Here is a 23,523-nt window from a genome sequence, read left to right on the forward strand (position 1 = left end):
TCATGCGAGTAGTGGCCTAGTCTATCTCTTCTAACATTGACATGGGCTATTTCTAAACAGAGACGCATATTCCATTTCGTTATGGATAAATATCTGTAAGCATGTTGCGTTAGGTCCACCAAATAAGATCACCATTTTGCTGTAATCCCATAAAACAGGTCACTAGTAAACGCCGTTCTGGTGCAGAGATAGTATTGCCATTCAGTACCGCATGGACCAAGTTCCCATTCAGTAATACCAAATCTCCCGCCTCAATATTAATCACCATACTTGCATGATCTTCCAATAATTCCGACGGGTATGGAAAACCACTGTAAGTTAAACCAAGGGCACTACGCGATTGGTCGTCAGGTTGAATGTTCCATACTTTTAATTGTCCACCATTTTGAGGAACATCAGCGTAAAAATTTACCGCCATAACACGATTAATCTGTTGGATCTCAAAATCACTCTGGCGCGGATCACTTAACTGCGCAAGATCATCATGAGGTAATAAAAGGAATTTGCCAAAATTATTCCAATACACAATTTTTACATTACCCGCCGCAACACCATGATACATTGCAGGACGCATTACCCGTAGGTTATTACTACTAAAATGAACTATTTGATCAATAAAACGATCAATGGGATTGATCGTATCTTGAAACACCTCATTAATTGCTGAACGGAAATTTTCTGCTTCTTCAATATATTGGCAGGTATCTTTTTCAATATGAGATGCTCCAATGAAGTACCCCTCAACACCTTCAATACCTTCTCCGTAACGAGGAGTCCGTGCCGAAGAACACCAAAAGTTCTCAATTATTTTCCTGCTTTGTTCTGACGGAAGAAAATTACGAACCCGACAAGCCGCAAGGTGGCCATCTAAAAGGGCAGAAAGTGCGTGTACAGATATATTGTTTGATGTTTCGTATATCATAAACTCCGATTCTGCCAGTGTTGCTCCTCTAATCTCGAATTCTTCTTTCATTATAGTAGACTCACCCATTATTTTTGATTTATATACCCGTCATCTTTCAAGTTGCTTCTTTGTTGGCTGCACTCACCCACCCCGGTCACATAGTTTGCTATGCTCCCGGGGATTCGCTCCTTTGCCGCCGCGATGCATCTTGAAATCCATTGGGTATAGATCTATGCAATAAAGATCTACGTCTATGTAAAAAACCCAGTATTGCAGGTACCGGACTAATAACTCTCTTCTGTGCAAAAAGCTGGATCGAATATTTTCTACGTAAATCAGGTAATAGCTTCCAATGCGTGTTTCCTGAGATATGATGTTCTTGGTGATAGCCATCATTAAACATCAAAAAATTATAGACACGGCCATAGTAACTCACTGAATTTGAAAATTTATTTCCCGGCAATGCACCATAATGCTCATAATAATTTTGTATATTAACCAGAACAAAGGCAAAATAGAGAGAAGGTAGATAGCAAAATAAGGCCCATTCCCAAGACCAAGTGAATAAGATAATCACCCACATCGCTTGAAATAATCTATCCAGTCTCAATTGCCACAACTCTTTTATTCTCCTAACTTTTACTCTTGAAAGAAGTTTTTCATATCCTTTATCCGCTTTACTAAGCGGTTTATGCCAGATAAATATAGCCCATAACATACGAATTAAACTGTTATAAAGAGTAAATATTCCACCAATGATAGAATAATTCCAAAGAGTATTATGTTCCCCTCTTTCTTTTCCATTGATAAAGGTTGAAGAGATATCCTGCGGTCCACTTTCGCCGACTCCCCGGTCGTTATTATATTTGTGGTGATTACGAACATGGGACAAATGATAAGACTGTATAGATTGCCCAATATTCATTGAATTCAATATAGACACAAACATATTCATGGTATTAGAAACAAACCAAGGAGTATGGGTAAAAAAATGCGAGATCACTACTATGTTGTAAGTTGTCATCAATGTAAGGAGAATAACATGAGTCAACCACCCCATAATAGTGAAACCATTCCAATACACAACTAGCGTAATAGTGGCTACCGTATGCAAGATACTTAATGCAAACATTACTGCATCCCAAGGGGAATATCTCCAGATAGCCATCATTATTTATTCCTAGTCAAGATAAGACTGTAAAGTTCCGCGCCGTCTTACATCCACGGTTGCACAGTGGAAGGAACCGCCGAACGTATTAAAATTCCTGAAATTACATGGAATTGGCGTAAAGCCCCAGCGTTTCATTGCAGCAATCATTGGCTCATCCTGCTTTTCAACAATCACTCGCTGTTCATCCAACATCAGAATATTCATGTTGATCCATTTACTGGTCGTATACAGAGGATGATCATCAGGAATAACCGGTTTCGGCGCATGTAATACATCCCAGTTCCTAAACAATTCAGGAATTTTTAATACTTTTTCTGGGTGAATTAACAGTTTTCCTGGTGCCATAGGAACAAAGGTGGCATCAATGTGCATAGGGCTATCATCGTTAAATTCAAAAACATGAATACGATATTCATCACCTATATGACGACGCAGCCATTCAATACCAAATTCGTTTGTAACATGGCTTTTTTGAGCAATGATATCTCGCCCACACCGAATAAAATCCGCAGCATCAAAAGTTGGTTCAAATTCAGTTATAGCAAGGGGAACACGCTCATTGCCATTAGGCCGATGCCATTCGAAATTATATTGTTCCTCGGTCAACTGCGGCTTTGGCCCAGCGCTCCATTTTGCCCCTTTCTTAAAGTAATCTTTAAGTAAAGTCTTGTATGCTGCCGTCTCAAAATAACGGGAACGCCATGCTAGTGGGCATTCAATAATATCATTTCCAATAACTAACAGCACATCACGAGGCATTGCACAATAAAACCCTGTACTACTCCAGCCTGGTGCACCAAATACCTGAGATTGGTCTTGCGGATCCGGACGACGTACTGTCACACCTTCACCTTCAAGAATATGGACAAATTCTTCTAACTCTCTAGATGCTGCATCAATTTGCTCTTGCGGAAATGACCGACCTGCATATCGATGAAAATTATCAACTTGATTCGGTGGTAATATTGGCTCTATCGCCATATGCCAACCGGGAAATCTGGCACCATCGACTACACCGACAATAACCTCCTCAAGTGGGTCCCATTCATTAAAAGAACAAACTGGGGAAGAATTCTTACTATTACAATCTGTTAAATTTGAATCAAGCATGTCGTCTCCTGATATTTTAATATTATGTCGCTTCAAAACTATAACAACTGTATTAATTGCGACCCTATTTCCATCAATATAAACCTCTTAGAAAAAATTCAATTTCAATATGTTATCATACATAATATTATGGATTTACATTTCTTTCTGTTTAAAAAGTCAAATTAACTATGATTTTTTAGATCTGATAAACCCAACAACAAATCATAATATTGGCTATTTAAAACAGTGAAAAACTGTTATAAAATTTATTTTTTCATCATGAAACTTTCAATTAAGGTAATAATATAAAAAACAACTTTATAGTTTCACCGTAGTTTTATAACGCTAAAATAATAATATAAATTTTTCTGCGAGCAATAATATATGGACATTTGAATTTGTAAAGAAATTAAATTTAAGCATTGTAAAATAGAGTTAATGTGATTGTTTGCTATATAACTATTGACTTTATAAATATTAACACAGATAAATAAAAGCTTATTTATAATAACATTGTTTTTTTAATTCTATAATAACGAACCTCAATATAAACACAGGCAGAACAGTAATATTACCATTCTGCCTGTAGTTAAGTGTATTTAATAGAAAGTACATTTAGGATTTGAATAAAACCAGTTTCATCATACAAATAAACATTACATTTAATTTCAATTAGTAACAATACTGTATTTGATAACTGATTATATTGCTTAAATCAAATCCAGTTATCCTAAGAAATATTTTAATTCACGCGCTCATTTAGAAATTTAACAAATACTTCTTAAATTTCAACACCTACTATATATTTTATCTTAGTAAGTTTACTTTTTGCGACTTTTACTTTTACATCTAATTTTTCATGAAGAACACGTAAAAGAGAAAGATAGAGCAGCACAATCTTCTCTTTATCTTTATCATCAACTAGTAATAGATGAAAATCATCAACTACGCCTAAAATATTCAGACTAACAATGACTGAGCTGGGTGACAGAATATCAATATTGACCTTCTCTACTTTACCCACTTTAAGATCATCATCGACAATCAGCTCTTCATTTAACAAAATATCTTTCTTAATTATCATGACATAAACTCCAAAATTTAATCTAACCGATTGATAAATAACTTATATCATTCAAAAATATATACAATAAGCTATTTATCTTGCCCACACAAAACGGTAACCATTTTCACTAGAAAACAAGGTGTTTATCAGGAATTTATCCAGCATTTAGATAATATCTACAGCATTTTTGATGCCATATTGATGCTTTATCTAATACATATAACTATAGATGCCATTAATGCATTGTCAATAAAATAATAAAATAAATTTAATTAATTTAAAATCAATATTTTATTACCCAACAGAAAATAAAAAAGATATTACATCCTGTAATGAGCAGGATATTTCAGTAATTTTTTCTAGAAAATATAATGACAGAGATAAATGATAATGAGAAATAAACAGATATTTACCTTCTATGCTACAAAAGGTAAAACCGAGGAAATCATCTCAGAAGCAACAAATAATTCATAACGTTTTAGTACTATATTTTCTGGAAATAACAAGCGGTATATTAATCAAGTGATGATTTATAGTAAATATTATAATTACATCCCATTCATCTATTATAATAACAAGAATATAAAATAAATCTCAAGCAATTATATTATTAAATTTATTACAAATCATTAATCATCAACTTGTTATACCTAATAGATTTCAAGATGCATCGCGACGGCAAGGGAGCGAATCCCCGGGAGCATAGGTAACTATGTGACTGGGGTGAGAGAGTGCAGCCAACAAAGAGGCAACTTGAAAGATGACGGATATATTTATATATATTTTTCATTGCCAAATGAGATATCGAATTAAATCCATAGGGCATATATAAAGGGCACCCAGTTATTGGTTCACTTATTGCCAGACAATCAGGTTTAAGAGTTTATCAATCAGCCACACCGTTTGAAGCATTAAGTTGGGCGGTTATCGGCCAGCAGATCAGCGTCAGTGCAGCCATCTCTATTCGCAGGAGATTTATTCAGGCAATGGGAGTCCAGCACTCCTCCGGGCTATGGCGCTTTCCAACCGCCAGACAAATCATCAACCGTTCAGAAGATGAATTACACCAATGCGGATTTTCTGTCAGCAAAGCCAAAGCATTACTCCGCTTAAGCCAATTAATTGAATCTGGTGAATTAACATTAGCAATCTCAGATGAGCAAGATATTCAGCAATTAGCAGATAATTTACTCGCTATAAAAGGCATTGGTATGTAGACAATTAATTATTCCCTGTTACGGGGATTCAACTATTTAAATGGCTCATTGCATCGCGACAAGAATCAAGTGCAGAATATTGATGTTATTGCTAATTTTCATTTCTTTTATTGGTATGGTGTATTGTTGCTATTATTTAGTAAACCCGGCAAATATCACCGGGTATTATGATGCGTTTTTTTAACATCAAGGCATCATGATGGTTTTCGGAATGATGAAGGGTTCCTCTGAACCTGCTGCTCATTAACGGAAGAAAATAAATAGTAAATTTTGTCTTCTACTGATGGGTCTCCTTTCATTTTTATGACAATTTTGGGAGCCTCTCTGGGAACACGATAATAAGCTATAAGCCCTTTTTCCTGATTTTCATAATCAAAATCGAGAACCAAGATTTTTTCATCTCCTGAATCCGGATAATAATGATACTCTTCGAAATAAACCACTTGCCCATCCTTAACAAAGATAATCTTGGAAAAGATATCAGTCCTTTCCTTTAACTCCGCGCCAATGACAGACTTAATTTCGTCAATATTCCAACCACTATCAATAACATACAAAGTGTCCCATTTAAACGGCGTAATTTTGCTGATGTTAACCAAGCAGTCTGTGTTTTGCTGGCAATGTTTATCAGCATAATCAAACATACTCTTAACAATGCTAAACTGTCGGTTACTATTGAACATAAAAAAAACTATCAGCAACGTGCATGAAAAAAAAATGATTTTATTTTTTCTGCTGTTCCAATTGCATCGCCAATAGTTACTCAGGTGAAAAGCCATCTTCATTTCCTCTTTCAAATACCGAGTTCATATAAGAAAACTGCTCATCGGTGATTTTTTCTTTGACAATCTCAAACCCCATCGCATTTTTCTTGGCAACATACAATCCCTCTTTATGAAAGCGATTCAACACTGCCTTGGCCTGCGCTTTCATTGACGAGTTCCTGCTCTGTAGGCCAATCCTACGCCCTATCTGGTTATTGAGTAAATCAATTGTCTGATCTGCGTCCTTAAGGGCAGCAAACTGCCGGATGTTAAGATCTATTTTAGGATTACTTTCATGAGCATTGCCTGCATGGAGTGCGACTTCCTCACCATACCGAGCAGCAATGGCAGCTTGCCATAGTGTATGCCGAAAAGCATTGACCTGGGAGCCTTCCTTATATTTATTATCCAGTAACGTACCATTGGGGTTCGTTTTACTATTCCCCTGGGTTGAAAAACGCACCGCATTAGTCGTGATATTGGTAGCTCCTCTTTCGTAGAACCCAATATCATAGGCTGCAATAGGGTGCCGCATCGCAAATAAGATTTCCTTCATTTTCTGAGGCAAGTTATTGCTCTCACCAGTATAAGCACCATACCAGTCTTCAGAATAGCTAGCATCTTCTCCTGTTCCATACCCATATTTTTTATCAAAATCAGCCAGGTATGTAGTTAATTTTTTTATTTTCCCTACCTCATTATTAATATTACCATTTGCTTTTATTAATTCATTTAAAACAAAAAGATTTCTTTCTGTCAGCGGCATATTATCATGTAGCTCTTTTATGGCTTTATTATAATTTACTTCTCCTATAGATCCTTTAAGATTATTATAAAATCTATCATATTTTGAATCTCTTGCATCCCTTCCATAAACAAATATTTGTAAAACAGCTTGAATTTTAACTGGTAGTAATCTAAATGAATTTATCTTCTGCTCTAAAAAGAATCGATCATCAAAAAATTCTCTCAGAGTATTTACATTTGAATTAACTCTTCCTTCAAACTTAGATACATAACTCATTACAACAGGTAATGTTGAATTAAAAACATACCTATTAGCCATAATTGGTCTGGTGATATTTGGATTACCCATCAAAAATGCTTTTTTCTCTGAGCCAAATTTTTTTATCCCCCTCAATATATTCTCACAATCTCTTTTTAAAACCGGGCAATCTTTTTTTTCACAAATAGGGCAATTCTCTTTGTTATATTTATCCTTATAAGTATTAACTATATCAGCAAAGCCAATCCCTCCCATCGGAGCATATTTAGCACCATCTGTTAGTGCCTTTACCATTTGCCCAGAACTCATGTAACCACCAGTTGCTGAAAAATTTGGCAAAAAACTTGTTTCTGAATGCAATTGTAATTTATCCTGAATTTCAATTTCTTGATCATTAGAATCAAAAGGAGTACTACCTTCATAATATGAAATTGGATGAACACCTTCAATATGAACATCATATGGACCTATTTTAGTATTCATTGAACCACCAACTGCAACATTAGGTTTGTCATTATTACTCATAAAAAACTATCTCTCTTTAATTTTACTTTTAAATTTAATGAAATCTTTTACCGGATACGAAAATTTATTACCTAATTTTCTCAGCGTAAATTAAAATTTGCATACTGCATTGCATTAGCATAATAAGTGAAAATAATTTTGCCTATACTATAAAATAACTTTCTTTATTAAAAAATAACTCATTAGATTTATTAATGATTTTAATGTTATCGTATTCACTCTCAAAAACAGCAGTTATGAGTTCATCAGGCTGAACACCTCTCACTAAAAAAAGCTACCATTCTTTCTATAATCTCGTTTACTTTTAATAAGTCGATCATTGTATCATCCTCTTAACTTCTTCAAGTATTCGCGCTAATGCCTTTTTATTATCTAGTTGATTAAAACTTGGATTCATATAATAAGTGCAACATCGTTAATCCGGAAGTAAACATGTTCGTATTCCTTTAATCTCTTCATTGAGATATTCTGGTAGCGCTTCACTCTTTATACTATGAATAACATCATCAGAGAAATACCGACCTCCACCATTCAGTGACACAGTTCTATCAATATAATTGACTTGTGATGTAATTAAATTAGCAACCACTGCCCCCTCACTTCCACCCAAAATAATGATCTTGTTATATTTATTCTGATGTTTCAGATAATCAATGATCTGAATATAATCCTTAACCCTTTGTTCCGGTGTATCCGAACTCATATAATCCTTAGGACAATCTGAACGTTCAACAACATCAGACCAAAGGAGTGATGCATTAATGCCATATTTTTCCACAGTCAGAACATCACTATCGGGATAAATATCACTGAATGCATTATTCACAAACTTATTATTATCGATACTATTACAATCAGAGCCCTGTATCAGCACTAATAAATTCTTACCACCTCTTTGCTTAAGATAGTAAGTTATTTCACTACCATCATGACGGAAAAACTGTTTATGCGTATTTATATTTGAGTAAGCAAAACCTATATAACATGAAAAAAGCAGAACAGATGTCAAAATTTTCTGTCGTAAATTAAAACAATATGCTTTCATTAATCTCTCCTTTAAACTGACATATACAAAGACCACAAATTGACGATATTGTTCCTGTCAGAAAAAATTTAAAAACAAGGTTCAGTGCTTTTTTATCCAAAGTGCTAACTAAAACACCCATACCTTTGGAGAGAAGAAATGCAAACCACTTTATCCACAAAAATCGCATTACCCGATAATTATCATACCCACGATTTTTTCGCTCTTCATCAAAGGGATAAACAAAATATCGCTGAAATTGTGGAACAGAATAAAGTTCAAAAAGAGATGATGTGGGATGACAAACCTGCGGAATTAACCATAGCGATTAATGCAAAAACCGCACATATACAACTTAAGATTGATGGTGACACAACAGGCTCCGATGAACGCTTATCTGCTTTAGCATCGCACATGCTAGGGCTTCTACAGCCTGTTCATCTATTTGAGTGTTTATACCCGTCATCTTTCAAGTTGCTTCTTTGTTGGCTGCACTCTCTCACCCCGGTCACATAGTTATCTATGCTCCCGGGGATTCGCTCCCTTACCGCCGCGATGCATCTTGAAATCCATTGGGTATATATGGCCTAAATATAGCCAGAATACTTAAGTATTTATGATCATAACCCTCCATCAACATGTTAACTGAAATTACGACATCACATTGATGATTTTCAATATTTCTAAAATCTCTACGTAATTCATCTAAGGACATTTCACTATGAACAATAATAGAATTTAATCCCTTTTCTTTATACCAATGATATAAATCTTCTGCGTGAGAAATACTACAACCTACAGCTAATATTTTATGGGGAACTTTACTAGATAATTTCTTTAACTCATTTAATTTTAATATGCTATATTCAATAACATCTTTTGAGCATTCCTCAGACAGAGCGACACTTTTCTCTATCCATTCTTTATCTTTAAATGCCAATACCTCTTCCTTTGATAATTTAACTTCCTCATTTTCTTTTATAGAAAAATACAACTCATGTGCATTAACCGTCTCTTTTCTTAACCACTTCACATAATTATTTTTCATAACCTCTGAAAGAGGAGTTTCATGTATTTTTTCTCCAGGAATTTCTTGATTATCACCTCGATATGGTGTTCCTGTTACATGAAGTATCTTAGCCTCGCGGAAATATCCCAAAACTTCACGCCAACTTTGGGCAGGAGCATGGTGAGCCTCATCAATAATAATAAAATCAAAAAAATCCTGTGGAACTCTACTTATTAGACTTGTCTCACGCTTACTTGATATTCGATGTATATTAGAGTAAACAATATGACTAGCAAATAAATGCTCATCACTGATATCTTGAAGATATTCATTCACCACAGGAATATCTTTGCTATTAAATATAACATCACAATTCACCCAGAAATTGTCCTCTAACACCTCTTGAGTTTTTCGTATACTATCTTTAGTAACAAGCCCAGGAGTTATGATGAGAACTCTTTTATTTGAAACTCCATATGGCGCAATAGAAATTAAACTACTTTTCCCTGTACCTGTCGGTAGTACTACTAATGCTTCTTTATTATCTGGCTGATTAAAATACTCTCTAATCTTGATGTATGCCTCAATCTGAGGCGTTCTTAATTTCTTATTTCCCTCAATATTAACTGCTGTATCAAAAAAATAAGACATACATATTCCTTTTACTCTACCAATTATATAATCACTATTAAACCCATATTCATGCAAAATAGTCTATGTAGTATGGACAAAATCTTGACTAATAGCACGAAATTTATAACTTGGTCGCTCAATAAATTACTTTTCATTTTTTCCTAATTGTTTCATTTACGCTATCTATTTCAATGAAAACACAATAATATTTCACAGTATATAATCCTATGAATAATTTAATTATCTAATAATAACCCGAATTCTGGATAAGAAATTGACGGGAATCCTGTTCTAGGAACAAAGTTTTAGTGAACGCCTAAAACAGCAGGATATTGATGTTGTTGTTAATTTTCGTTTCTTTTGCTGGTATGGCGTATTGTTGCTATCGAACGATTAACCTTTTTACCCGGCTTGCCTGTCTGAAGCGCATCGAGCGTCTCTGCAACGAGTTTGATATCGTGAGTGTTTGCTACGGCAACAACGAGTGAAAGAGGAAGCCCTTTAGCCTCTGTCGGGAGGCTGCGTTGAAAAGATTCACTTTTCCCGCATAACCCCCCCCCCCAATTTAAAGCGGCTACAGCAGTAAATTCATATTCGCTGTATGTCATCAGACTCACTTTGTCAGCCAAATTAGTGTGATATTCTTTCCAGAAATCCTAATTGTATCCACAACATAAGGCGATGATTGATGGAGCAGTCTCTCAATTTTGAAATGTTGCGCAGCCAGTAGCCGGAGCTGGCGGAATTGGCATGTATGGCGGAATGCTAGGTTCACTCCGACCCGGAAAGCTGTCTGGTGAAGTTACGTAACTACACCGAATTGATGGTACGCCTGTTGCATTTAAATCATCAAATTGATCCATGCCTGTTCCTCATAAATTCTCTTTTTTCTTGGTCGAAATTTTTGATCTTGGAACAGGCATTGAGTTACATCTTTTATCCAGAGTTCAGGTTATTTATGTAAATCATATTTCGCAATAAATACACTTTCTCCGGTAATAGTCAGCGGGATCGATTTTAGGCCAATACCCTCACACGGTCCTTCTGTACAATGGCCATCATGAAAATTAAATCTGGCATAATGAATCGAACACATAAACTGGCGGCGGTCCGAGGTAAATATCTCGCCGGGGCGAACATTCAAAGGCACACCAAAATGTGGGCAAACATTCATATATGCCCGCAGTCGACCTGCATCATTGTAGATAAACATGCGAAACTGCGTTTTTCTGTGTTCCCCAAAGCAAAATTCCATCACTCCGCCGCGTGTAATATCAAAAACAGAACACAAGTATGTTCCTGGCAGAGGCGCATTTTTTTCCTGATACCAGACTTTCATTTTACTCCTCCCATGGAGCACCAATCCCCAACAGCCAAGGGCGAACGATAATTTCTCCATACCCTCGCCAGCATGTAAGGGTCATCCTTTAAAAATGCAGATACCCGGTGTGCCGGGCAGATGCAGGCACGCAGCGTCTCCCGAGCAGGTCTGTCAGTAGCCAAAACGACAAAATACACGGTTCCTTTTCCTTTCAGACGCGCTCAATCAGGATAGCTATCCCTTGTCCCACGCCAATGCACATGGTGCAAATGGCATATCGCTTTTGCCTCAACGACAGTTCCAGCAAGGCGGTGGTAACCAGTCGGGCACCACTCATGCCCAGCGGATGTCCCAAAGCTATTGCGCCTCCATTAGGATTCACTCGCTCATCGTCGTCCCTCACCCCCAAAGCACGCAGTGTCGCCAGCGCCTGCGAGGCGAAAGCTTCATTGAGTTCCAGCAGGTCTACTTCATCAAGGCTAATCCCCGTTTTCTGCAAAAGTTTTTGCGTGGCCGGAGCCGGACCAAAGCCCATAATGTGTGGTTCCACTCCCGCCGTCGCTGCTGCGATAACTTTGCCGCGTGGTGTCAATCCATGCCGTTGCACGGCCTCAGCAGAAGCCAGAATCAGCGCACAGGCTCCGTCATTCACCCCCGAAGCATTCCCGGCCGTCACTGAGCCTCCTGCACGAAAGGGAGCACGCAGTTTTGCCAGTCCTTCCAGCGTTGTCTCAGGCCGCAAGTGCTCATCCTGATCGACCACCAGAGACTCTCCCCGCTTCTGTGGCATGCTGACCGAAACGATCTCCAAACTGAAACGCCCTGATAACTGGGCCGCTCTGGCTTTTTGCTGGCTGCGAAAAGCAAATAGATCCTGATCCTGACGGGAGATACCAAACGTTTCAGCAACGTTTTCTGCTGTTTCCGGCATGGAATCCACACCATACAGCTCGGCCATTTGCGGATTGATAAAGCGCCAGCCAATCGTCGTATCGTGCAGTCCGTTAGCTTCCCGGCTGAATGGGGTTTCAGCTTTTCCCATCACAAAAGGAGCACGGGACATTGATTCAACGCCACCTGCAATGATGAGATCAGCTTCACCGGCTTTAATCGCCCGGGCACCGATGCTGATGGCATCCATGCCAGAGCCGCACAGGCGGTTGACCGTGGTCGCCGCAACCGTCACCGGCAGTCCGGCCAACAGTGCCGACATACGGGCAACATTACGGTTATCTTCTCCTGCCTGGTTGGCACAGCCATAAATCACTTCATCCACAGCCGACCAATCCAGCTCTTGGTATTTTTGCAGAAAATATTTCAGCGGCACTGCCCCCAAGTCATCTGCACGAATCTTGGACAATGCGCCGCCATAGCGCCCGATCGGCGTACGAATCGCATCACAAATAAAGACTTCTCTCATCATGGTTCCTAAATGAAGATTTCTTTCTGACAGAAATAAGTGCCGCAGTAATTGGCTTTATTCTGGGCGAATCCCCCAGAACGCTTTTTCTAATAATTCCCTGACTGCCACGCAGTCAACCGGACGCGGATTATAATAAGGATGAGTTGTGGCAATCTTCGCCGCTTTATCCAGATCTTTTTCCTGCATCCCGATATCTTTCAGTGCCACGGGCGCGCCAATTGCTTTTGCCAAATCATACAATCCAGCGGCTGCATCCTGCGCTTTTACCCCCAGCGCACGCCCTATAGCCTGCATTGCCTGCGGGGCATACGCTTGGTTGAACCCGGTTGCCTGAGGAATAATCACGGTATGGACTTGCGCATGCGGCAGATTGAAACTGCCTCCCAGCGTATGGCAGAGCTTGTGGTGAATAGCCATCCCTACAGAAGCCAGTACGCTGCCGGACAGCCATGCTCCATACAATGCCTGCGCGCGTGCATTGATATCTTCCGGGCGCATCACAACCTCAGGCAGGCTTAAGCGCAATGCCCTGATCCCTTCTTCCGCCATCATGGATGTGATCGGATTGTGATTTTGTGAATACAATCCTTCCACACAGTGGGCAATCGCATTCATGCCGCTGGGACCGGAGATAAAAGCTGGCAGGCTGAGGGTCAATTGAGGATCATAAATCACGGTCTTTGGCAATACATTCACATCGCGCCCGGTGGTTTTAATCCCGTCCCGGGTTATACCCCAGACCGGCGTCATTTCTGAGCCAGCATAAGTCGTAGGGATTGTCAGAATCGGTAGTGCGGTTTGCAGGGCTATCGCCTTTGCCAATCCAACTGTCGAGCCGCCACCAATTGCCACGCAACCGTCAACGCGCAATTCGTCCACAACGCGCATGACATCCGCTACTGTTTCTGCCGGGACGTGCATGACAGCTTTATCATAAATACCCGCAGTAATATCGCCTAATATCGACTGCACATCAGTTGCCAGATTAAGCTGCTGTGGCGTTGAGATCACCAGAGCCCGAGTGATCCCCAGCAATTGCGCCTCCGCTTTTGTTTCAGCGATTTTACCGGCACCGAAGATAACTCTGCCGGGCAAAGCTTGGTAAATAAAATTCATCATGATGCCACTTCTGTATGCGCACGCTCTGTACGCTCATTGAGATCCCGTAAGACTTTCAGTTCCTGTTCTGTGGGCGGTTGCGTCGTGTTTAATACTGAGGCTATCCGCAACGGCCAGCCAGTATTCTCCAGAACCTGTTCTGTCGTGACGCCGGGGTGAAGGTAAGTCATAACCAGCTCTTTGGTCACCGGATCGGGCTCCAGAATCCCCAAATCGGTAATAACAGCCCGAGGCCCTCCATTGGTCAGGTCAAGCTTTTCACGCGAATCTCCGCCTTGCAGGTAGCCTGGTGAGGTGATGAAATCCACGTGTTCAACAAAAGAACGGCTGTTTTGCTTCAGAATGATCAACACTTCCTTGCAGTTAGTGCTGATTTCCGGCGCGCCGCCCGCACCGGGCAAACGGACTGTCGGCGAGTGATAATCGCCGATCACAGTGGTGTTGATATTGGCGTATTTATCAATCTGAGCGGCCCCGAGAAAACCAACATCGATGTGTTCACCCTGTAGCCAGTAACGAAACATCTCAGGCACCGAAACCACCACATCAGCCGTTTCTGCCAGTTCCCCATCACCGATGGACAGCGGCAGAACGTCAGGTTTCGTGCCGATGGTGCCGGATTCATAGATCAGGACAATATCGGGCGTACGGGTCAGGCGCGCCAGATTGGCCGCTGCGCTGGGCATACCGATCCCCACAAAACACACTTGACCCTCTTTGAGCATCCGGGAAGCACAAACCGTCATCATTTCAGAAGGTGTATAGGTATTGCTCACGCTACCTCTCCTTTTTGCTCTTTCTCCAGGCTCAGTTTGAAGGCGGCGAAATCTGCCGTCCCTAGTACGTGTTTCTCCATCCAGTCGCTGAAAGTTCGGCGGTCACGGGCAATGCTGTCCCAGTTCTGGTAGAACGCATTGTTACGCTTATAGTAACCCTGCGCATATGAAGGAAACGCCCCGCCGGGGATCACGCAGATCGCGTCAATCACCCATCCGGGAAGTACCACCTGGTTCATCGCGGGCTTGAGGACGTCAACCACTTCTTCCACCGTCACGATGACTTTTTGGGCCGCCAGTACGGCCTCTTTCTGTACCCCAATGATGCCCCATAACAGAACATTGCCCTTTCTATCAGCCTGTTGGGCATGAATCATCGTGACATCAGGACGGATCGCGGGTACTGCTGTCAGCCTCTGCCCCGTAAACGGACAATTTATCTGTTTAATCGTCGTCGTGTACTTGGGAATATCAGAGCCGAGATAGCCACGCAGAACGGCAAACGGCAGATTTGCCGCTCCCGCATCATAAGCATTGGCCATATCCGCATGGGCATGCTCTTCGATCTCCAGCATATGAGGCCAGCCCTTTTCCACTGCATCGCGCAAGCGGTGCAGCGATCCCACGCCGGGGTTTCCGCCCCAGGAGAAAATCATCTTTCTGGCACACCCCATGCCAATAAGCTGGTCGTAAATCACATCCGGCGTCATGCGGATCAATGTCAGATCTTTTTTGCGTTGCCGGATAATCTCATGTCCCGCAGCAAAGGGGATCAGGTGAGTAAATCCTTCCAGCGCAAGGATATTACCGTCCTGTACCAGTTCGCAGACAGCCTGTTTCAGTGTCATTATTTTTGCCATAGCGTTCCCCCCGATGCGAATTTATCTCTGGTAAAAAGGCGGTATTTTTGCATCAACATTGACCCACACAGATTTCACCTGGGTATATTCACGCATCACTTCAAACCCCATCTCACGACCATAGCCTGAACGCCCCACGCCACCAAACGGACTGGCCGGGTTGACGCGCTTGTAGCAATTGATCCACACCATGCCAGCATGCATATCACGGGCAAACCTGTGAGCACGACTGATGTCTTTGGTCCATAGCCCCGAACCCAGCCCATATTCGGTGCTGTTGGCAATCGCCAGCGCTTCTTCATCGTTCTTGAAGGTAATGACCGTCACAAAGGGGCCGAACACCTCCTCCTGTGCAATGCGATCGGAATATTTCGCCCTGACGACGGTTGGTTCAATGTAACAGCCATTGGCAAGAGCAGGATCCGCTGGCGGCTTACCGCCCAGCAGAATCTCACACCCTTGTGAACGGGCAATATCGCAGTAAGCCAACACGCGCTCCCTGTGTTGCAAAGAGGTCACCGGTCCCATTTCTGTCTCCGGTAACAAAGGATCGCCCAGACGGATGGAACCGGCCAGCGTCAGGAACTTCTCCAGGAAAGCATCAGCAATACTTTCATGCAGGATAATGCGCGATCCGGCAATACACGCCTGCCCCTGATTATGAAAGATGGCCCAAGCACTGCCGCCAACGGCTTTGGTCAGATCGGCATCTTCAAAAATGATATTGGCCCCTTTGCCGCCCAACTCCAGCTGTACTTTCTTTAGATTGCCCGCTGAGGCGGCAACAATTCTCTGCCCAGTCGTTGTCGATCCGGTAAAAGCAATTTTGCCCACATCTTCATGCTCCGATAATCTTGCTCCGGCACTATTCCCATATCCCACCACCACGTTAATCACGCCAGGAGGAAAGCCCACTTCCATCATTAGTTCAGCAATACGCAGCGTACTCAGAGGCGTGATTTCCGAAGGCTTGATCACAATCGTGTTACCGGCCGCAAGAGCTGGCGCCATCTTCCAACTGGTAAACATCAAAGGGAAGTTCCAGGGAACGATTTGACCTACCACGCCAATGGGCTCTCGTGTGGTATAGTTCAGAAAACCTTCTTCTACCGGAATTACGCTGCCTTCAAGTTTATCTGCCATTCCACCAAAATAGCGGAAACAGTATGCCGTGCGGGGAACATCTATATTCAGCGTATCGCGGATCGGATGTCCTGTATCCATAGTTTCCAGTTGAGCGAGTTCTGCTGCATGCTCTTCAATTTTATCAGCCAGTTTCAGCAACAAAGCCCCTCTTTCAGATGCCTGCAACCTACCCCATGCGGGGTAGGCGGCTTTTGCAGCAGCCACAGCACGATCCACATCGGCTTCTTTTGCTTCAGCAACCTGGGTAATAAGTGAGCCATCATGAGGATTCATTACTTCAATAGTCTGACCGTCGGATGCATCTATCCAGTCACCGTTTATCAGCATTTTGTTCTGTATACGCATGGGTATATCCTCACCCTGATTAGAACGTCACCGGAACCATCGGAATGGTACCATCCTTGATCATGTCCATGATTTCAGACGAACCATTTTCCCACACCAGTAACATGGAGCGCTTGGGCGACATTCCCTGATGGCGAATATCGCCTGGCATGGCAGCAATATCCCCGGCCCGCATGGTGACTTTCGCCAGTGGGCTGCTGCTCTTGCCATCCTTGATATCCCAGGCAATTTCATCAGACAGCTGGATGAACCATTCGGCACGGTCATTACCGTGGTCAATAGGAAGAATAAACTCTTCGGTAGTCGGGCAAAACAGACTCTGACGCACCACGGAAACCACTGACGGATTCCAGGTCATATCCGAACGGGAGAGATAACCAAACAGGTTGAACGCATGCAGTTCGCCTTCAAAGCCCGGTTCAGCTTTCACGACTGGCTGCTCCTGATTCACATCCATGAAAGCCCGGTTAACCGGATGACCATTATCATCTGAACGCAGCGGCGCATCACCCGGAATGCCAACCATGCGTTTAGCCACTTCACGCTTACGCCCGATTAAACGATCTTCATTGCCATTTTTGCGTCCCCACGCCACTCCTGTTTCCTGAGGTGCAGCGAAGGGATCAAACCCGGTGTTGGTCCAGTCAGAAATCATGGCTTTGAAAATCGCCATCAGCTCGTCAGATTTGAAATTCTCTTTATAATCACGGCCAGCACGGGTCCATTCTTTATGGAATGACCCCATGTACAAATCGACGTTACCGTAATGATTAGTCGTGCCCAGTACATCATCAAACGCAACAGTGCCATAAAAAAATCCCCAGGCAATATCACGCATCAAAGCCTTGAGGTAGTCATCGATCGGTATCATATGTTCCCCTGTCGGGCAACTGATGTAGGCAAAGTACTCACAGCGATCAAACGTAAAATGGCCAGCAGTAAAAGTTTGATAGCCCGTTACAGAATTATCTATTGTACATTTTAAATTCGTATTCATTTTTTCAGCTCTTAGTTATGCTGGGAAAAACCACCAAATTCAATTAACTCAGGCAAATATCAGCCCATTTCTGGACTGAAACATCACCGAGAATTGACTGGATCATCAGAGTTGCAGGCTTATCAGCATGGAAGCGATAAGCCACTTTTTCAGGCAGGAGGGCCTGGTGGCCACGTTTGAGGTAGATACATCCCATTTTTTGCCCATCGGGAGTGCCATTCAGCTTAACAGCGCCCTCTTTCTCTTCATCAACGACCGATTCATCAGTCAGCTTGACAAAATGCACCTCAACATCATAATCCATAGCAACCACAAACTCGTCGTGCGCACAGGCAAACCAGGGCGATGTCCCTTCGGCACGAGCGATCTCAATGGTATAGTCTAAATTGATCGCAGCAACGATACGGTCGTAGGGTGCACTTGTTGCCGCGATTTCATACATGTTGGAAAAAACGTAACGTTTGGGATCTTCAACCAGAGCCTGGATACCACCTTTGTGATAATTATCGATTGATGCGAATGCGGTTTTATATTGCACTAACATGATGTTTTATCTCCTTAACGAAAGTATGGATTGAGGCCTTGAAATGGATTTTATTTTTATATCATCAAGTCACTCCGTGTTCGCATAGAGAACAAAAAAATCACCATGCGAACACCAATTAGATATTGGGAACGTGTTAATAAAATGTCAATACCTGAAGAGTCAAAAGAGTTCGTTACGTCACTGGCACGTGGTCTTTCTGTGATCCAGGTCTTTAATCGAGCGACAAACAAACTGTCTTTAAGTGAAGTGGCCAAGCTTTCCGGGCTGAGCAGGGCAACTGCCCGACGCTTTTTATTTACACTCAGCGCGTTGGGGTATACAGAGAGTGACGGGAAACTTTTTTGGCTATCGCCAAAAGTGCTGCAACTGGGGTATTCCTATTTAGCGTCACAGCCAATCGTGAACATTGTTCAACCGTTTATTGAACAGGTCAGTAACGAAACCGGGGAGTCCTGCTCGGTTTCAGTCTTGGATGGTTCTGAAATCGTCTATGTAGCCAGATATATGACACATCATATTATGTCAGTCAATCTGGGAATTGGAACACGCCTGCCTGCTGTTGCCACCTCGATGGGACGCGTTTTATTAGCCTATAAAACACCTGAGGAGCAGCAAGCCTTTCTGGCAAACTATACACTGGAACGCTACACTCCCTATACGTTGGTAGAGCGTAATGCATTACTGGGGATTCTGACACAGGTGCAGGCTCAGGGATATGCGATAGTCAATCAGGAGCTTGAACTGGGCTTAAGATCCATCGCGGTTCCCATTATGAATCAACGTGATCAAGTTATTGCAGCCATTAATGTATCCACACAGCCAACACGCACATCCGAATCCGTATTGCTGGAAAAAATTCTGCCCAGCCTGCGTCAGGCCGCCAAATGCATCTATGACCGTCTGCCTGTGTGACCATACCTTCGCCGGAGATGCAGCACTGACATCAGTGCTGCTGGATATGCGAGATCAAGCGCAAGCAACGGATCGCCCAGTTCATCAATTTTTGAGGGTATTCAGGAACCTGCTTGTCTTTTTTCAATGCAGAGCGAGTCATCATGACGAGATCACCTTGTCAGGAACAACATTGTTTATACCCGTCATCTTTCAAGTTGCTTCTTTGTTGGCTGCACTCCCTCACCCCGGTCACATAGTTATCTATGCTCCCGGGGATTCGCTCCCTTGCCGCCGCGATGCATCTTGAAATCCATTGGGTATATATTTTACTTTCGCGATCAAGGGAAGTATTTAAAGGTTCTCTCAAAATGAAAAAGTTTCCGCAGAACAAGCAAAATGTAATTTGTTTTGAATTGTCTTAAAGAAACGTGTTGTTTCTTTATTAGATGGTTCATAGTCTGCTGCCATCGTGAAAATCTTTTTCAACCGCTCATCATCCATCACAAACCCTTTGACCAAATATGCCTGCAAGGTCTGGATGGCGGAAGATCACAGGAGTCGAACCTGCCAGAGACCGCTGGCGGCCCCATCTGGATTTGAAGTCCAGCCGCCCCACCGGGGACGATGATCTTCCATATGAATACTAAGAATTATGAAAAGCAATTCATCATAGCGCATATTATCTGGCTTCTGAATCCGTTTGCTGAAATCATTCTCAATTTCCTAAAAAGCATTAAATTTTATTGTTCATAAGCTCAACATTCACGTTGAGTTTGTCGAATTTTACCTACATCTTATTAGCCGATACCCATTACGATACAGCGTTGCTCCGCTCAGCAATGTATCCAACACATAAAAGGACGCTTTATATGACTAACCCGTTACTCGTTCCATCCGGTTTACCAAAATTTTCTTCTATTAAACCAGAACATGTTGTTCCGGCTGTAAAGGAAGTCATTGCCAATTATCGCCAAACCGTCGAGAAAATATTGGCCGAGAATACCGTTTTTACCTGGGATAATCTGTGTCAACCACTGGCCGAAGCAGGTGATAAACAGTCCCGTGCATGGTCACCAGTCAATCATCTGAATTCGGTTAAAAACAGCCCAGAATTACGCGCCGTCTATGAAGAAAGTTTGCCATTACTGTCCGAATTCAGTACCTGGTTAGGTCAACACAAGGGACTATATCAAGCCTATAAGTCATTACGTGAAAGTGCTGAGTTCGAGAAGCTTTCTGTGCCTCAACGCAAAGTTGTCGAAAATGCTCTGCGTGATTTTAAACTATCCGGTATTGGTCTGCCCGAAGAGAAGCAGAAACGTTATGGCGAGATTAGCGCACGTTTGTCAGATTTAAGTTCGCAATTCAACAATAATGTGCTTGATGCCACTATGGGCTGGACCAAATTAATTACTAATGTGAAAGATCTGTCTGGTCTGCCTGAAAGCGCGATTGCCGCCGCTAAAGCTCAAGCAGAAGCTAAAGGTCAAAAAGGCTGGCTACTGACTTTAGAAGCACCAAGCTACCAGCCAGTTATCACTTATGCAGATAACCGTGAACTGCGTCGGGAAATTTACCACGCCTACAATACCCGCGCATCCGATCAAGGTCCAAATGCAGGTAAATGGGATAACAGCGAGGTGATCGCCGAAATCCTTGCATTGCGTCACGAACAAGCTCAATTGCTTGGTTTCAAAAATTATGCTGAACAATCCCTTGCAACCAAGATGGCACAAACCCCTAAGGAAGTGTTGGATTTTCTGAATGATTTGACAAAACGCGCGCACCCACAGGGCGAAGAAGAAGTCGATGAATTAAAAGGTTTTGCTAAATGGCATCATTGCGCCCACAAGCTGGAAGCTTGGGATATGACTTATTATGGCGAGAAACAAAAACAGTATGAGTTTTCTATCAACGATGAGCAGTTACGTCCTTATTTCCCTGAACAAAAGGCTGTTGAAGGGCTATTCGAGGTTGTTCGCCGTATCTATGGTATTACTGCCAAAGAGCGCCATGATGTAGAAACTTGGCATCCAGAGGTCCGTTTCTTTGATCTGTACGATGACACCAATGAGCTGCGCGGTAGCTTCTATATGGATCTGTACGCACGTGAGAATAAACGTGGTGGCGCCTGGATGGATGAGTGTATTAGCAAAATGCGTCGTTCCAACGGCGAACTGCAAAAACCTGCCGCTTATCTGAACTGCAACTTCAACAAACCTGTTGGCGATAAACCCGCGCTATTCACCCACAATGAAGTCAACACGCTGTTCCACGAGTTTGGTCACTGTCTACACCTGATGCTGACTCAGATTGAAACTGCCGGTGTCTCCGGTACCAATGGTGTACCATGGGATGCGGTTGAAATGCCAAGCCAATTCATGGAAAACTGGTGCTGGGAGCCAGAAGCACTGGCATTTATCTCTGGTCACTACGAAACTAAAGAACCGCTACCACAAGCCATGTTGGATAATCTGTTAGCAGCGAAAAACTATCAAGCTGCTATGCGGATCTTGCGTCAGCTTGAGTTTGGTCAGTTCGATTTCCGTCTGCATGTTAACTACGATCCAAAGAAAGGCCCTCAAACCATGAAGACCTTAAAGGAAGTGAAGAAATTGGTCTCCGTAGTGCCTTCACCTGAATGGGGTCGTTTCCCACATTCATTCACCCACATCTTCTCCGGTGGTTATGCCGCGGGCTACTACAGTTATCTGTGGGCTGATGTGTTGGCAGCCGATGCTTACTCCCGCTTCGAAGAAGAAGGTATTTTTAATCGCGAAACCGGGCAATCTTTCCTTGATAACATTTTGTCCCGTGGTGGTTCCGAAGAGCCCATGGAGCTGTTCAAACGCTTCCGTGGCCGTGAACCAAAACTGGATGCAATGCTGCGCAAGGCCGGTATTAAAGGGTAATTTAAGGTGGAAATCTGTTTAATCTGTGAACAAGGCGCTGATAACAGCGCCTTATCTCAACTCGCGGAGCGCTGGCGGTTGGTGCATGACGAAAGCGCGATTATGGCGTTGGTCCTTACCTCTCAACGCCTTGAACTTCGCAAACGAGATGAACCAAAGCTAGGTGGCATCTATGTCGATTTTGTATCAGGTACAATGGCCCATCGTCGCCGCTTTGGCGGCGGACGCGGTGAAGCTATCGCTAAGGCCATAGGGATCAAAAAAGATTATCTGCCAACAGTCGTAGATGCTACCGCAGGTCTAGGACGTGATGCCTTTGTACTGGCATCACTGGGTTGTCATGTAAGAATGCTGGAGCGCCATCCAGTGGTCGCGGCATTGCTGGATGATGGACTGCAACGTGGTTATCAGGACAAAGAAATTGGTGGCTGGTTGCAAGAACGCATGACACTGCTCCATGCCTCTAGCATCACAGCGCTGGCTGATATTACGTCACAGCCCGATGTCGTTTATCTTGATCCTATGTATCCACATAAGCAAAAAAGTGCGCTGGTGAAAAAAGAGATGCGAGTGTTCCAATCTCTGGTTGGCGCTGATGAAGATGCTGATAGTTTGCTATCCCCTGCACGCGCTTTGGCAAAACGCCGCGTCGTGGTAAAGCGGCCTGATTATGCAGAACCCTTAGCTGGCGTCGCTGCATCAGCAGCTATCACCACGAAAAACCACCGTTTTGACATTTATCCTTGTTAAAAACATCAGCCGTATATTGCGG

The 23,523-nt window shown here is 42.5% G+C and carries 22 protein-coding genes, 1 tRNA gene and 3 pseudogenes; 7 read left to right on the top strand and 19 right to left on the bottom strand.

The features are described 5' to 3' along the window. Positions 1-109: 109 nt before the first annotated feature. The 4 genes from SLS51_RS10465 to SLS51_RS10480 form a co-directional block, all read right to left on the bottom strand. Positions 110-973 (bottom strand): 2OG-Fe(II)-dependent halogenase WelO5 family protein, encoded by an 864-nt coding sequence (locus SLS51_RS10465; RefSeq protein ID WP_323838052.1) that lies wholly within the window; start codon positions 971-973, stop codon positions 110-112. A 97-nt stretch (positions 974-1,070) separates the two neighbouring features. Then, entirely contained in the window at positions 1,071-2,075 is a 1,005-nt protein-coding gene (locus tag SLS51_RS10470) for a fatty acid desaturase family protein (RefSeq protein ID WP_323838054.1), read from the bottom strand. Between the two features lie 9 nt (positions 2,076-2,084). After that, positions 2,085-3,185 carry an amidinotransferase gene (locus SLS51_RS10475; RefSeq protein ID WP_323838056.1) on the bottom strand — a complete coding sequence of 367 codons (1,101 nt, stop codon included), beginning with the start codon at positions 3,183-3,185 and terminating at the stop codon, positions 2,085-2,087. A gap of 763 nt (positions 3,186-3,948) precedes the next feature. Continuing rightward, entirely contained in the window at positions 3,949-4,251 is a 303-nt protein-coding gene (locus SLS51_RS10480) for a Cro/Cl family transcriptional regulator (RefSeq protein ID WP_323838058.1), read from the bottom strand. Positions 4,252-5,159: 908 nt separating this feature from the next. Here SLS51_RS10480 and SLS51_RS10485 point away from each other — a divergent pair. Next, positions 5,160-5,450 (top strand): DNA glycosylase family protein, encoded by a 291-nt coding sequence (locus tag SLS51_RS10485; protein ID WP_323838194.1) that lies wholly within the window; start codon positions 5,160-5,162, stop codon positions 5,448-5,450. A 194-nt stretch (positions 5,451-5,644) separates the two neighbouring features. Here the strand turns inward: SLS51_RS10485 and SLS51_RS10490 are convergent, their stop codons facing one another. The 3 genes from SLS51_RS10490 to SLS51_RS10500 all read right to left on the bottom strand — a co-directional run bounded on the left by SLS51_RS10490 (position 5,645) and on the right by SLS51_RS10500 (position 8,790). After that, positions 5,645-6,094, bottom strand: a complete 450-nt coding sequence (locus SLS51_RS10490; RefSeq protein ID WP_323838060.1) for a hypothetical protein — start codon at positions 6,092-6,094, stop codon at positions 5,645-5,647. 115 nt (positions 6,095-6,209) lie between these two features. Continuing rightward, on the bottom strand, positions 6,210-7,745 hold the full coding sequence (locus SLS51_RS10495) for a DUF6973 domain-containing protein (protein WP_323838062.1): 1,536 nt from the start codon (positions 7,743-7,745) through the stop codon (positions 6,210-6,212). A gap of 415 nt (positions 7,746-8,160) precedes the next feature. Continuing rightward, complete coding sequence (locus tag SLS51_RS10500) at positions 8,161-8,790, bottom strand: hypothetical protein (RefSeq protein WP_323838064.1); 630 nt, start codon at positions 8,788-8,790, stop codon at positions 8,161-8,163. A gap of 138 nt (positions 8,791-8,928) precedes the next feature. Between SLS51_RS10500 and SLS51_RS10505 the strand changes: the two genes are divergently transcribed. After that, positions 8,929-9,285, top strand: coding sequence for a hypothetical protein (locus SLS51_RS10505; protein WP_323838066.1), 357 nt, complete (start codon positions 8,929-8,931; stop codon positions 9,283-9,285). A 28-nt stretch (positions 9,286-9,313) separates the two neighbouring features. Here the strand turns inward: SLS51_RS10505 and SLS51_RS10510 are convergent, their stop codons facing one another. Together SLS51_RS10510 and SLS51_RS10515 are read right to left on the bottom strand one after the other, a co-directional pair. After that, a complete protein-coding gene (locus SLS51_RS10510; protein ID WP_323838068.1) occupies positions 9,314-10,429 on the bottom strand; it encodes a DEAD/DEAH box helicase in 1,116 nt (371 codons plus the stop codon). Between the two features lie 377 nt (positions 10,430-10,806). Then, a pseudogene (locus SLS51_RS10515) lies at positions 10,807-10,938 on the bottom strand (IS5/IS1182 family transposase); the annotation flags it as partial. 209 nt (positions 10,939-11,147) lie between these two features. Here SLS51_RS10515 and SLS51_RS24650 point away from each other — a divergent pair. Continuing rightward, a pseudogene (locus tag SLS51_RS24650) lies at positions 11,148-11,267 on the top strand (DUF4145 domain-containing protein); the annotation flags it as partial. 96 nt (positions 11,268-11,363) lie between these two features. Here SLS51_RS24650 and SLS51_RS10520 read toward each other — a convergent pair. From SLS51_RS10520 to SLS51_RS10555, 8 genes are all read right to left on the bottom strand, one after another. Then, on the bottom strand, positions 11,364-11,750 hold the full coding sequence (locus tag SLS51_RS10520) for a Rieske (2Fe-2S) protein (RefSeq protein ID WP_323838070.1): 387 nt from the start codon (positions 11,748-11,750) through the stop codon (positions 11,364-11,366). 193 nt (positions 11,751-11,943) lie between these two features. After that, a complete protein-coding gene (pcaF, locus tag SLS51_RS10525) occupies positions 11,944-13,152 on the bottom strand; it encodes a 3-oxoadipyl-CoA thiolase (RefSeq protein WP_323838196.1) in 1,209 nt (402 codons plus the stop codon). Between the two features lie 57 nt (positions 13,153-13,209). Further along, the gene (locus tag SLS51_RS10530) at positions 13,210-14,274 is read right to left on the bottom strand and encodes a maleylacetate reductase (RefSeq protein WP_323838072.1); all 1,065 of its coding nucleotides are present in this window, start codon (positions 14,272-14,274) and stop codon (positions 13,210-13,212) included. Next, a complete protein-coding gene (locus SLS51_RS10535) occupies positions 14,271-15,050 on the bottom strand; it encodes a CoA-transferase subunit beta (RefSeq protein ID WP_439126872.1) in 780 nt (259 codons plus the stop codon). The genes SLS51_RS10530 and SLS51_RS10535 overlap by 4 nt, the downstream gene beginning before the upstream one ends. Beyond that, positions 15,047-15,910, bottom strand: a complete 864-nt coding sequence (locus tag SLS51_RS10540; RefSeq protein ID WP_323838074.1) for a CoA transferase subunit A — start codon at positions 15,908-15,910, stop codon at positions 15,047-15,049. The genes SLS51_RS10535 and SLS51_RS10540 overlap by 4 nt, the downstream gene beginning before the upstream one ends. Before the next feature lie 21 nt (positions 15,911-15,931). Continuing rightward, positions 15,932-17,401 (bottom strand): aldehyde dehydrogenase family protein, encoded by a 1,470-nt coding sequence (locus SLS51_RS10545; RefSeq protein ID WP_323838076.1) that lies wholly within the window; start codon positions 17,399-17,401, stop codon positions 15,932-15,934. A gap of 19 nt (positions 17,402-17,420) precedes the next feature. Further along, positions 17,421-18,398 carry a hydroxyquinol 1,2-dioxygenase gene (locus SLS51_RS10550; RefSeq protein WP_323838078.1) on the bottom strand — a complete coding sequence of 326 codons (978 nt, stop codon included), beginning with the start codon at positions 18,396-18,398 and terminating at the stop codon, positions 17,421-17,423. Positions 18,399-18,441: 43 nt separating this feature from the next. Next, entirely contained in the window at positions 18,442-18,942 is a 501-nt protein-coding gene (locus tag SLS51_RS10555) for a cupin domain-containing protein (RefSeq protein ID WP_323838080.1), read from the bottom strand. Positions 18,943-19,086: 144 nt separating this feature from the next. On the opposite strand from SLS51_RS10555, the gene SLS51_RS10560 reads away from it, so the two are divergent. Both SLS51_RS10560 and SLS51_RS10565 read left to right on the top strand, forming a co-directional pair. Continuing rightward, positions 19,087-19,857, top strand: coding sequence for an IclR family transcriptional regulator (locus SLS51_RS10560; RefSeq protein ID WP_323838082.1), 771 nt, complete (start codon positions 19,087-19,089; stop codon positions 19,855-19,857). Next, on the top strand, positions 19,838-20,146 hold the full coding sequence (locus SLS51_RS10565) for a hypothetical protein (protein ID WP_323838084.1): 309 nt from the start codon (positions 19,838-19,840) through the stop codon (positions 20,144-20,146). Before SLS51_RS10560 ends, SLS51_RS10565 begins: the two co-directional genes overlap by 20 nt. A gap of 68 nt (positions 20,147-20,214) precedes the next feature. Here SLS51_RS10565 and rhuM read toward each other — a convergent pair. Both rhuM and SLS51_RS10575 read right to left on the bottom strand, forming a co-directional pair. Then, a pseudogene (rhuM, locus tag SLS51_RS10570) lies at positions 20,215-20,382 on the bottom strand (RhuM family protein); the annotation flags it as partial. Then, positions 20,379-20,473 (bottom strand) — tRNA-Sec (locus SLS51_RS10575). The pseudogene rhuM and the gene SLS51_RS10575, both read right to left, overlap by 4 nt. A 235-nt stretch (positions 20,474-20,708) precedes the next feature. On the opposite strand from SLS51_RS10575, the gene prlC reads away from it, so the two are divergent. Beyond that, positions 20,709-22,751 carry an oligopeptidase A gene (gene prlC / locus SLS51_RS10580; RefSeq protein WP_323838086.1) on the top strand — a complete coding sequence of 681 codons (2,043 nt, stop codon included), beginning with the start codon at positions 20,709-20,711 and terminating at the stop codon, positions 22,749-22,751. Between the two features lie 6 nt (positions 22,752-22,757). Then, the gene (rsmJ, locus tag SLS51_RS10585; RefSeq protein WP_323838088.1) at positions 22,758-23,501 is read left to right on the top strand and encodes a 16S rRNA (guanine(1516)-N(2))-methyltransferase RsmJ; all 744 of its coding nucleotides are present in this window, start codon (positions 22,758-22,760) and stop codon (positions 23,499-23,501) included. The last annotated feature ends 22 nt before the right edge of the window (positions 23,502-23,523 follow it).

Origin of the sequence: Photorhabdus africana (assembly GCF_035181445.1) — a bacterium.
In the GTDB taxonomy this organism is placed as follows: Bacteria; Pseudomonadota; Gammaproteobacteria; order Enterobacterales; family Enterobacteriaceae; genus Photorhabdus; species Photorhabdus laumondii.